The sequence below is a fragment of the Streptomyces sp. NPDC054847 genome (assembly GCF_053610925.1).
On sequence record NZ_JBSGZJ010000213.1, the window covers coordinates 1 to 11,799 of the forward strand.

The 11,799-nt window shown below is 68.0% G+C and carries 8 protein-coding genes; 2 read left to right on the top strand and 6 right to left on the bottom strand.

All coding sequences use genetic code 11. The features are described 5' to 3' along the window. Nucleotides 1–27 precede the first annotated feature (27 nt). On the bottom strand, nucleotides 28–2,736 hold the full coding sequence (gene polA / locus ACWGH4_RS20875) for a DNA polymerase I (protein ID WP_453462956.1): 2,709 nt from the start codon (nucleotides 2,734–2,736) through the stop codon (nucleotides 28–30). Nucleotides 2,737–2,869: 133 nt separating this feature from the next. Between polA and ACWGH4_RS20880 the strand changes: the two genes are divergently transcribed. Further along, nucleotides 2,870–5,149: an FdhF/YdeP family oxidoreductase gene (locus ACWGH4_RS20880; RefSeq protein WP_453462958.1), complete on the top strand. Its 2,280-nt coding sequence runs from the start codon at nucleotides 2,870–2,872 to the stop codon at nucleotides 5,147–5,149. Nucleotides 5,150–5,216: 67 nt separating this feature from the next. After that, nucleotides 5,217–5,675 carry a PaaI family thioesterase gene (locus ACWGH4_RS20885; protein WP_453462961.1) on the top strand — a complete coding sequence of 153 codons (459 nt, stop codon included), beginning with the start codon at nucleotides 5,217–5,219 and terminating at the stop codon, nucleotides 5,673–5,675. A gap of 85 nt (nucleotides 5,676–5,760) precedes the next feature. Here the strand turns inward: ACWGH4_RS20885 and ACWGH4_RS20890 are convergent, their stop codons facing one another. The 5 genes from ACWGH4_RS20890 to ACWGH4_RS20910 all read right to left on the bottom strand — a co-directional run bounded on the left by ACWGH4_RS20890 (nucleotide 5,761) and on the right by ACWGH4_RS20910 (nucleotide 11,295). After that, a complete protein-coding gene (locus ACWGH4_RS20890) occupies nucleotides 5,761–6,528 on the bottom strand; it encodes an ABC transporter ATP-binding protein (RefSeq protein WP_159693025.1) in 768 nt (255 codons plus the stop codon). After that, nucleotides 6,525–7,634: an ATP-binding cassette domain-containing protein gene (locus ACWGH4_RS20895; RefSeq protein WP_453462965.1), complete on the bottom strand. Its 1,110-nt coding sequence runs from the start codon at nucleotides 7,632–7,634 to the stop codon at nucleotides 6,525–6,527. The genes ACWGH4_RS20890 and ACWGH4_RS20895 overlap by 4 nt, the downstream gene beginning before the upstream one ends. Then, on the bottom strand, nucleotides 7,634–9,019 hold the full coding sequence (locus ACWGH4_RS20900) for a branched-chain amino acid ABC transporter permease (RefSeq protein ID WP_453462968.1): 1,386 nt from the start codon (nucleotides 9,017–9,019) through the stop codon (nucleotides 7,634–7,636). Before ACWGH4_RS20900 ends, ACWGH4_RS20895 begins: the two co-directional genes overlap by 1 nt. After that, nucleotides 9,016–9,939 (bottom strand): ABC transporter permease subunit, encoded by a 924-nt coding sequence (locus tag ACWGH4_RS20905; protein WP_441264370.1) that lies wholly within the window; start codon nucleotides 9,937–9,939, stop codon nucleotides 9,016–9,018. Before ACWGH4_RS20905 ends, ACWGH4_RS20900 begins: the two co-directional genes overlap by 4 nt. Nucleotides 9,940–10,128: 189 nt before the next feature. Continuing rightward, nucleotides 10,129–11,295 carry a branched-chain amino acid ABC transporter substrate-binding protein gene (locus ACWGH4_RS20910; protein ID WP_453462972.1) on the bottom strand — a complete coding sequence of 389 codons (1,167 nt, stop codon included), beginning with the start codon at nucleotides 11,293–11,295 and terminating at the stop codon, nucleotides 10,129–10,131. Between the last annotated feature and the right edge of the window lie 504 nt (nucleotides 11,296–11,799).

Consider the following 11,799-nt stretch of genomic DNA (forward strand, 5'->3'; position numbering starts at 1 on the left):
CCCCGGGCGAGGGGCGTGCCGCAGGCGTCAGTGGGCTGCCGACTCCCAGTCCGTGCCCGAGCCGACCGAGACGTCCAGCGGGGCGCGGAGCGATACGGCAGAGGACATCTCGTGGCGCACGAGTGTCTCGACCTGCTCGCGCTCGCCCGGGGCGACCTCCAGGACGATTTCGTCGTGGACCTGGAGGAGCAGCCTGGACGACAGCTTCGCGTCCCTCAGTGCCCGGTCCACGTTGAGCATGGCGACCTTGACGATGTCCGCCGCGGTGCCCTGGATCGGTGCGTTGAGCGCCATCCGCTCGGCGGACTCACGCCGCTGCCGGTTGTCGCTGTTGAGGTCGGGGAGATACCGGCGCCGGCCGAGCATCGTCGCCGTGTAGCCTGTGGCCCGCGCCTCGTCGACGACGCGCCGCAGGTAGTCCCGCACGCCGCCGAACCGCTCGAAGTAGGTGTCCATCAGGACTCGTGCCTCGGCAGGCTCGATGCCCAGCTGCTGGGAGAGGCCGAACGCCGAGAGCCCGTAGGCAAGCCCGTACGACATCGCCTTGATCTTGCGACGCATCTCCGCGTCGACGGCGGACCGCTCGACCGAGAACACCTGGGAGGCGACGGTCGTGTGGAGGTCCTCGCCGGAGGTGAACGCCTCGATCAGACCCGCGTCCTCCGACAGGTGGGCCATGACCCGCAGCTCGATCTGGCTGTAGTCGGCCGTCATCAGGGACTCGTAGCCCTCGCCGACGACGAAGCCTCGCCGGATGGCGCGGCCCTCGTCCGTCCTTACCGGCACGTTCTGCAGGTTGGGGTCGGTGGAGGAGAGGCGTCCCGTCGCGGCGACGGTCTGGCTGAACGTGGTGTGGATGCGGCCGTCGGCGGCGATGGTCTTGATCAGGCCCTCGACCGTCGAGCGGAGCCTGGCCTGCTCGCGGTGGCGCAGCATGATGACGGGCAGCTCGTGCTCCGTCTGCGCGGCGAGCCACGCGAGCGCGTCGGCGTCCGTGGTGTAGCCGGTCTTGGTCTTCTTCGTCTTCGGCAGGTTCAGTTCGCCGAAGAACACCTCCTGGAGCTGCTTGGGGGATCCGAGGTTGAACTCGTGCCCCACTGCCTCGTGCGCCTCCTTCACGGCCTGCTGCACGGCGCCCGCGAACTGCTGCTCCATGGCCTCGAGGTGGGCGCGGTCGGCGGCGATGCCGTGCCGCTCCATCCGGGCCAGCAGCAGGGAGGTGGGCAGCTCGACGTCGTGCAGGAGCTCCACGGCGCCGACCTCCTTCAGCTTCCCGCCGAGCGCCTCGCCGAGATCCAGGACGGCGCGGGCCTGGGACATCAGCGCGTCGGCCTCGGCCTGTTCGTCGCTGCCGAACGCAAGCTGCCCGTCCGCCGCGGCGGGTGCCAGCTCACGGTGCAGGTACTCGATGGACAGCGCGTCCAGGGCGAACGAACGGCGGCCGGGCTTGACCAGGTAGGCGGCGAGCGCCGTGTCCATGGTCACGCCGGCGATCTCCCAGCCGTGCTCGGGGAAGACCCGCAGCGCGTCCTTGGCGTTGTGCATGACCTTCGGCCGGGACGGGTCGGAGACCCACGAGGCGAACGCCCGCTCGTCGGACTCGTCGAGCTGGGTCGTGTCGAACCAGGCGGCCTTGCCGTCGGCGGCCGCCAGCGCGACCTCGCTGACGCTGCCGACGCCCAGCGCCCACGCGGAGACGGTGGCCACGCCGAGCGGCTGCTTGCCGTGCTGCTCCAGCCAGTACGCCAGCTCGCCGGCGCCGAGCACGGTGCCGTCCAGCTCCACACCGGCCTCGGGGGCCGGCGGCTCCTCCTCCGCGGCTCCGGGGTCGACCGCGAGCAGCCGCTCCCGCAGGCTCGGGTTACGGATCTCCAGGACCTCGAGGAAACCCTTCAGCGCGGTCCGGTCGTACGGCGCGCGCTCCAGGTCGGTGACTGCCTTCGGCAGCTCCACGTCGCGCACCAGCTCCGTCAGGTGGCGGTTGAGCTTGACGGCTTCCAGGTGGTCGCGCAGCGCCTGGCCGACCTTGCCCTTGACCTCGTCCGCGTGCTCGACGAGCGCCGCGAACGAACCGAACTGGTTGATCCACTTCGTGGCGGTCTTCTCCCCGACGCCGGGGATGCCGGGCAGGTTGTCGGACGGGTCACCGCGCAGTGCGGCGAAGTCCGGGTACTGCTGCGGGGTGAGGCCGTACTTCTCCTCGACCTTCGCCGGGGTGAAGCGGGTCAGCTCGGAGACGCCCTTGGTCGGGTAGAGCACGGTGGTGTGCTCGCTGACCAGCTGGAACGAGTCCCGGTCGCCGGTGACGATCAGCACCTCGAAGCCCGCGGCCTCCGCCTGGGTGGCGAGGGTGGCGATCACGTCGTCCGCCTCGAAGCCGTCGATCGCGAACCGCTCGGCGTTCATCGTGTCGAGGAGCTCGCCGATCAGCTCGACCTGGCCCTTGAACTCGTCGGGCGTCTTGGAGCGGTTCGCCTTGTACTCCGGGAAGTCGGCCGACCGCCAGGTCTTGCGTGAGACGTCGAAGGCCACCGCGAAATGCGTGGGCGCCTCGTCACGCAGGGTGTTCGCCAGCATCGACGCGAAGCCGTAGATCGCGTTGGTCGTCTGGCCGCTCGCGGTCGTGAAATTCTCCGCGGGCAGCGCGAAGAACGCCCGGTACGCCAGGGAGTGCCCGTCCATGAGGAGCAGGCGCGGTCGGTTGTCTGCCGTCTTCTTCGATGCTGTCTCAGCCACGACCCCGATCCTGCCATGCACCGCTGACATTCCCGACCGCCCGGCCTGGGCTCACCGTTTGTCGGAGGCCCGTGACAGGATCGGAGAGGTAGGGAAAGACGTATCGCACAGGCACGGCTCGAAGGGGAGCACGATGGCCAGCAAGCCGCCCGCAGGGGACCCGGTCCAGGACGCCCCGCAGGTCGGGGCCCCGCAGCATGCGGCGGCCGGCCTGCCCGCCATCGGCCACACCCTGCGCGTCTCACAGCAGCAGATGGGAGTGGGCCGCACCGCCCGCACCCTGCTGAAGGTCAACCAGAAGGACGGCTTCGACTGTCCCGGCTGCGCCTGGCCGGAGGGCGACAAGCGCCATGTCGCCGAGTTCTGCGAGAACGGCGCGAAGGCGGTCGCGGAGGAGGCGACCCTGCGCCGGGTGACGCCCGACTTCTTCGCCGCGCACCCGCTTTCCGATCTTGCGCGCCGCAGCGGCTACTGGCTGGGGCAGCAGGGCCGGATCACGCAGCCGATGTATCTCCCCGAGGGCGCCGAGAGGTACGAGGCGGTGACGTGGGAGCGGGCCTTCGCGATCATTGCCGAGGAACTGCGCGCGCTCGGATCCCCGGACGAGGCGCTGTTCTACACCTCCGGCCGCACCAGCAACGAGGCGGCGTTCCTGCTGCAGCTGTTCGCCCGCGAGTTCGGCACGAACAATCTGCCCGACTGCTCCAACATGTGCCACGAGTCCTCCGGCTCGGCGCTCACGGAGACCATCGGCGTCGGCAAGGGCAGCGTCTCGCTGGAGGACCTGCACCAGGCGGACCTGATCATCGTCGCCGGGCAGAACCCGGGCACCAACCACCCCCGGATGCTCAGCGCGCTGGAGCAGGCCAAGGGCTCAGGCGCCAGGATCATCTCGGTGAATCCGCTGCCCGAGGCCGGTCTCGAGCGGTTCAAGAACCCGCAGACCCCGCGCGGCATGCTCAAGGGCACCGCGCTGAACGACCTCTTCCTCCAGATCCGCATCGGCGGCGACCAGGCTCTGTTCCGTCTCCTCAACAAGCTGATCCTGGAGACCGGGGGCGCGGTCGACGAGGAGTTCGTGCGCGAGCACACCGAAGGCTTCGAGGACTTCGCCGCTGCGGCACGGGCCGCCGACTGGGATGCCACGCTCGCCGCGACGGGCCTCGGCCGTGACGAGATCGAGCAGGCCCTGCGGATGGTGCTCGACTCCCGCCGGACCATCGTCTGCTGGGCGATGGGCCTGACCCAGCACAAGCATTCCGTCGCCACCATCCGCGAGGTCGTCAACTTCCTTCTGCTGCGCGGCAACATCGGCCGCCCTGGTGCGGGCGTCTGCCCCGTCCGAGGGCATTCCAACGTCCAGGGCGACCGCACCATGGGCATCTTCGAGCGGCCCGCGCCCGCGTTCCTGGACGCCCTGGAGAAGGAGTTCGGCTTCGCCCCGCCACGCCACCACGGCCTCGACGTCGTGCGGTCCATCGAGGCGCTGCGCGACGGGAAGGCGAAGGTGTTCTTCGCCATGGGCGGCAACTTCGTGGCGGCGAGCCCCGACACGGAGGTCACAGAGGCCGCGATGCGCCGTGCGCGGCTGACCGTGCACGTGTCCACCAAGCTCAACCGCTCGCACGCGGTCACGGGCCGCCGGGCGCTCATCCTGCCCACCCTGGGCCGTACCGACAAGGACATCCAGGCGGGCGGCAGGCAGGTGGTGACCGTCGAGGACTCGATGGGCATGGTCCACGCCTCCCGCGGCAACCTCACCCCCGCGAGCCCCCACCTGCTGTCCGAGCCCGCGATCGTCGCCCGGATGGCGCGCGCCGTGCTCGGCCCCTCCTCCACCACACCGTGGGAGGACTTCGAACGGGACTACAGCACGATCCGCGACCGGATCTCCCGCGTCGTGCCCGGCTTCGAGGACTTCAACGCGAAGATCGCCCGCCCCGGCGGCTTCACCCTGCCGCACGGCCCCCGCGACGAGCGCCGCTTCCCCACCGCCACCGGCAAGGCCAACTTCACCGCCGCCCCCGTCGAGTACCCGGAGGTCCCCGAGGGCCGGCTGCTGCTCCAGACCCTGCGCTCGCACGACCAGTACAACACCACGGTGTACGGCCTCGACGACCGCTACCGCGGCATCAAGGGCGGCCGCCGGGTGGTCCTGGTCAACCCCGAGGACGCTCGCGAACTGGGTCTGGCCGACGGTTCGTACGCCGATCTGGTCGGCGAATGGAAGGACGGCGTGGAGCGGCGGGCCCCCGGCTTCCGCGTCGTCCACTACCCCACCGCGCGGGGCTGTGCCGCCGCGTACTACCCGGAGACCAATGTGCTGGTCCCGCTGGACTCCACCGCCGACACCAGCAACACCCCCGCCAGCAAGTCCGTGATCGTACGTCTGGAACAATCACCAACCGTCTAAGCGTTCGCTCAGGCAGCAGGACGAGCAGACGAACACAGGACCAGACAGTCATACGATCGGAGCCGGCATGGGCGAGCAGACCACCGTGAAGTTCCCGCAAGAGGTCATCGACGAGTACGCCGAGCTCGGGGTGGACCTGCCCGCGCTCTTCTCCGCCGGACACCTGGGCGAGCGCATGGGCGTACAGATCCTCGAGGCCGCGGCGGACCGGGTCGTCGGCACGATGCCCGTCGAGGGCAACACCCAGCCGTACGGCCTGCTGCACGGCGGCGCCTCCGCCGTCCTCGCCGAGACCCTCGGCTCCGTCGGCTCCATGCTGCACGGCGGCCCCTCCAAGATCGCCGTCGGCGTGGACCTCAACTGCACCCACCACCGCGGCGCCCGCTCCGGAATGGTCACCGGAGTCGCCACCCCCGTCCACCGCGGCCGCTCCACCGCCACCTACGAAATCGTGATCACCGACGAGCAGGACAAGCGCGTCTGCACCGCACGCCTCACCTGCCTGCTCCGCGACGCCCAGGGCTGAACCGGCCCCGCGAAAGACCCGCAAGGCACGGAAAGGGGCCGGGAAGCGAAGCTTCCCGGCCCCTTTCTCATCGGTTCACGGACCGTCAGGCCGCGCCCTCACCGAGGTACGCCGCCCGGATCCGGTTGTCCGCCAGCAGATCCGCCGCCGGCCCCGACATCGCGACCTCGCCCGTCTCCAGGACGTAGCCGCGGTTCGCCAGACCCAGCGCCTGCGTGGCGTTCTGCTCCACCAGCAGCACCGTCGTGCCCTGCTTGTTGATCTCCTCGATGATCTCGAAGATCTGCTGCACGATCAGCGGCGCCAGACCCATCGACGGCTCGTCCAGCAGCAGCAGCTCCGGCTTGCCCATCAGGGCACGGCCGATCGCCAGCATCTGCTGCTCACCGCCCGACAACGTGCCCGCCTGCTGCGAGCGCCGCTCGGCCAGACGCGGGAAGAGCGTGAACACCCGGTCCATCTCGGCCATGTCGACCGAGCTGAAGCGGTACGCGCCCATCTCCAGGTTCTCCCGCACGGTCATCGTCGAGAAGACCCGCCGGCCCTCCGGCACATGACCGATGCCGAACCGCACGAGCTCGTGCGACTTGATGCCGTCGATGCGCTCACCGCGCAGCAGCACCTCGCCGTGGCGCGGCTGGAGCATGCCCGAGACGGTGCGCAGCGTCGTCGTCTTGCCCGCGCCGTTACCGCCGAGCAGGGCCACGATCTCGCCCTTGCGCACGGTCAGGTCGATGCCCTTGATGGCCTCGATGGCGCCGTAGAACACACGCATGCTCTTCAGTTCGAGCAGCGTCTCTTCCGAAGTGCCCGCCGTACCGGCGTCCTTCTGCAGCTCAGTCGTGGTGCTCACTTGCCGCTCTCCTCGTCCGCCGCGGTCTCGCCCGGCGCCGTTCCGTCCGACGACTCCGCATCGGCCGACACCTCGTCCGAGGCATCGTCCGCCGCGGACCCGTCCGAAGCAGGCTCGTCCGGATCCGGCTCGTCCGAACCCGAGTCCTCGGAAGCAGGCTCGTCCGAACCCGGCTCCTCGGAAGCGGACCCGTCCGACGCCGGTTCCTGCGAACCGTCCGTCGCCGCATGCTGCTCCGCGATGGCGGCCTGAACCACCTCCGCGTCCTCCGCCGACGCGCCCAGATAGGCCTCGATCACCGCCGGGTGCTGCTGCACCTCGCTCGGCGTCCCCTCGGCGATCTTCTTGCCGAAGTTGAGAACCATCACCCGGTCCGCGACCGACATCACCAGACGCATGTCGTGCTCGATGAGCAGCACGCTGATGCCCAGCTCCGTGTTGATACGGCGGATCAGCTGCTCCAGCTCCAGCTTCTCCGTCGGGTTCGTACCGGCGGCCGGCTCGTCCAGCAGCAGCACCTGCGGATCCGTGGCCAGCGCCCGCGCGATCTCCAGACTGCGCTGGTCGCCGTACGACAAGCTGCCCGCGATCTCGTTGAGCTTGTCCTCCAGGCCCACGAACTTCAGCAGCCGGTGCGCACGCTCGTCGCTGAGCCGCTCCGCCTTACGCGCGTTGGGCAGACCCAGCATGATCGAGACAGGGCCGGCCTTGAGCCGGGTCTCCGCCGCGATCTTGACGTTCTCCAGCGCAGTCAGCGCACCGAACAACCGGATGTTCTGGAACGTACGCGCCACACCCACACGGTTGACGATGTGCGGCTTGCTGCCCAGCAGGGACTTCTGGTCGCCATCCTTCGAGTGGAAGACGATCTTGCCTTCCTGCGGGGTGTACGCCCCGGTGAGCGAGTTGAACAGCGAGGTCTTACCCGCACCGTTCGGCCCGATCACCGCCAGGACCTCGCCCCGGCACATGTTGACGTCCACATGGTCCAGACAGGTCAACCCGCCGAACCGCAGCGTCACATCCGACGCCTGCAGCACCAGATCGGTGCCGGCGGCCGAAGGCTGCGCACCGGCCGTCGCGTCGCTCTTCACGTCCGTGCTCATCAGATCTTGCCTCCCGCCGGCTCGGACATCGCGTCCGCGTCGCCGATGCCTTCCTCAGCCATCTTCAGCTCTCGCTGCCTTCGCCGGGACGGCCAGACACCCTGAGGCCGGTAGATCATCATGATCACCAGCAGCGCGCCCAGATACATGTACCGGTCGGACGGGTCCACCCAGTCCTTCAGCGCCTCCGGCAGCCACACCAGGATCGCCGTACCGATCAGCACACCCGGGATCGAACCCATACCGCCGAAGATGACGTACGCCAGGATCAGGATCGACTGGAGAAGCGGGAAGACCTCCGGGTTGATGTACCCGTACTTACTCGTGAAGATCACACCCGCGACGCCCGAGGTCGACGCACCGATCGCGAACGCCATCAGCTTGAACTGCACCGTGTTGACGCCGTTCGCCGCCGCCGCGATCTCGTCCTCACGGATCGCCGTCCACGCACGTCCCACCCTCGAGTGCTCGAGGCGCGAGAACAGAATGATCACCAGGACGATGAAGAAGACCAGCAGGTACCAGTAAGGCAGCGGCTTGATCGACCACTTGTACTCGAAGCCCGCGAAGTCGATGGAGAAGTCCGGGATCAGCCGGGCACCCTGCGGACCGCCCGTGAGCCCGTCCGCGTTCTTCGCCACCAGGTAGATGATCTCGTGGAAACCGAGCGTCACGATCGCCAGGTAGTCACCCCGGAGCCGAAGCGTCGGAGCACCCAGCAGCAGACCACAGATCAGACACGTGATCACCGCGACGGGGATGACCCAGAAGTTGTTCAGCACGACCGGAGGCTCGATCGGAAGCCGGCCCGTCCAGTACGCCGTCGAGTAGGCACCCACGGCGAAGAAGGCGAAGAAGCCCAGGTCCAGCAGACCCGCCCAGCCGATCACCACGTTGAGGCCGATCGCCAGCAGCGCGAAGATCGCGATCTGGTCCACCAGCACCGTCTGCCAGGTCCGCGTCAGACCCGACGGAATGACCAGGACCAGGATCAGCAGGACGGCGATGCCACCCAGCTTCACCCGCTTGTCGGTCCGCAGCCGCTCCCGCAGCGTGCCCACCGGGCCACCGGAGACAGCCGAACCGGCCGACTCCTTGGCCTTCGTGACCGCGCCCTTGATCGGCGCCGCCGCGAACTCCCGCAGCGCCCACACACCGACCGTAAGACCCAGGCACACCCACAGGTTGGGACCCGTGAACGTGTTCTCGATCGAGAAGAAGATGTCACGCGTGTTGCCCTGCTCGCCCGTCACCAGGGCCAGCAGCACACCCAGGGCGATCATCGCCCACAGCCGGGAGAAACGCTCCGACTGGTACCACGCCGTACGGCGCAGCTTCGACGCCGCAGACGGCGTCAGGTTCTTCGAGGTGTCGACCGTACTCATGCCGCCCTCCCCACTCGCTCACCGAGGATGCCCATCGGGCGGAACATCAGCACAAGGATCAGCACGACCATGGCCGAGACGCTGCGCCACTCGTCACCGAGCAGCGGCACCGTCATCGTCTCCACGATGCCGATCAGAATGCCGCCGAACATCGCACCGCGGATGTTGCCGATGCCGCCGACGACGGCCGCGGCGAACGCGGTGATACCGGGTATGAAGCCCATCGTGTACGACACCTGGTTCAGGTTGGCGAACAGGAAGCCCGCCACACCGCCCAGCACACCGCCGATGATGAAGGTGCGGGAGATGACCTTGTCGATGTCGACGCCCATGAGGCCGGCGACCTCGGCGTCCTGGGCGACCGCGCGGATGCCCTTGCCGAGCTTCGTGCGGGTCACCAGCAGGTCCAGCGCGATCATCATGACCACGGCCGTCGCGAACTGGAGCATCTGAGTGATGTTCACACCGGCGCCGAACAGCGAGAACACGGTGTGGTTGTCGTACATGTCCGGCAGCGGCAGCGGGTCACGCCCGAACAGCTTGCCGGCCAGGTTGTACAGGAAGAACGAGGCGCCGATCGCGGTGATCAGGAAGATCAGCCGCGGCGCGCCACGTCTGCGTAGTGGTCGGTACGCGACCTTCTCCAGGCCGTACGCAGTGACGCCGCCGAACAGCGCCGACCCCGCCATGGCGAGAGCGACAAAGCCGATGGACGCAAGAGCGGACGGGTTGTCCCCCGGACTGACCAGCTGAAGGACGATGAGGCTGCCGTAGGCGCCGAGCATGAAGACCTCGCTGTGCGCGAAGTTGATCAGCTGCAGCACGCCGTAGACAAGGGTGTAGCCGATGGCGATGACGGCGTACAGCGAGCCGAGCATCACCCCTAGGACGAGGTAGTCCCAGAATTCCTGAAGGGACATGGAGCAGACTTCCTTGTGGGAGCTGAGCGGGCGGCGGCGCTCGTGGCGACGAGGGCGGCCCGCGGGCGAATCATTCGAAACAGTGGGAGCACCGGTCGGGAACCGACCGCCCCACTTCGCGGACGGGGGCCGGGAGAACTACCGCCTCCCGGCCCCCAGTCGCATGGCATCAGCCACTAAGCCCCAGCGTCAGCCGGCCAGCTCGTTGATGTTGCCCTGGTACCCGATCTTGCCGCCCTTGACCTGGTACAGGTAGACGTCGGTGCCCTTGAACTCACCGTTCTCACCGAAGGAGAAGGTCTTCGTCAGGCCCTTGTAGGAGGCCTTCGCCAGCGCGTCACGCAGAGCCTCACGCTCGACGTCCGCACCTGCCTTCTTGACCTCGGCGATGATCATGTTGGCGATGTCGAACGCCTCTGCGGAGTACGTACCCGGCGCGCGGCCGAACTCCTTCTGGTAGTCCTCGGCGAACTTCTTCGTGCCCGCCTCGACGGTGGCGTCGGTGCACGGGCAGGTGAGGAACCAGTTCTCGGACGCGTCACCCGCGAGCTCGACGAACTTCATGTCGTTCGTACCGTCACCGGAGATCGCCGCGCCCTTGTAGCCGGCGTCCTTCAGCTTCTTCGCGAACGGAGCCGCATCCTGGTAGTAACCGGCGTAGATCAGCGCGTCGGCCTTGGAGTTGACGACGTCCTTCGCGGTCGCGGAGTAGTCCGGCGTCTTCTGCGGGACGGACTTCTTGACGACCTCGATACCGGCGTCCTTCAGACCCTTCTCAGCGACAGTCGCCAGGCCCACGCCGTAGTCGGTCTTGTCGTCGATCAGGTAGACCTTCTTCGCCTGCAGCTTCTTGGCGTAGTAGGTCGCCATGCCGGCGCCCTGCATGTTGTCGTTGGGGACACCGCGCAGGAAGCTGGTGAAGCCGTTCTCCTTGTCCGTCAGCAGCGGGTTGGTCGCGGACGGCGAGACCGTCACCAGACCGGACTCCGCGTACAGCGGCGACGACGTGTTCGTGGGACCGGAGAAGGCGGGGCCGACAACAGCGACGACGGACTCGTTCTCGAACTCGATGATTTTCTGCGCGGCGGCCGTGGCCTTGTCCGGCAGACCCTGGTCGTCACCGGCGACGTACTCAAGCTTGAAGTCGAGGTCGCCCTTGGCGTTGGCCTGGTCGATGGCCAGCTTCACGCCGTTCTGCATGTTCTCACCCAGCGCGACGTTGTCGCCGGAGAGCGGACCCTGGAAGGCGATCCTCACGACGCCGTCGCCGCTGCCTGAGTCGCTGCCGCACCCGGTCAGGGCCAGAGCACCCACGGCCAGCGGTATAGCCAGTTTGACGATGGTCTTGTTCAGCACTACGAACCCCTCGGAGCCGCGCGAACGATCTTGTCAGCGGGGGAAGTTGGCATCCCCTCACAGGACACCGCTTGTCCGTGCGGTGTGCGGGGAATGTAATCGGGCGTTCGGGCACACGGATAGGTGACCGGAAGATGTGTGATCGCCCTGTGACCTGAGTCATGCGCCGGAAACAGAACACTCCTTACCGGCGACCGGACATGTCAGCAGTGATCCACAAGTTCCCGACAAACGCGCACATGATCTTCACGACCACATTTCCGCCAACCCCGCCAACGCTCTGAACTGCGACGTTCTCCCGGACCCTGGCCACACGACCTGACCGGAACATGCCCCCGCCGGGCCCCTCCCACACACCGCACACAGCACCTCCGTCTCACCGGACAGCGCCTCTCCGCCGGGTCGCGTCACCGTAGCGCGCGACCGCCCGCCGCGCGGCCGAATCGAAAACGACCTTCACAACTTCCCCCACAACAGCGGCGGACCCCCGGTCACCAAGTGACC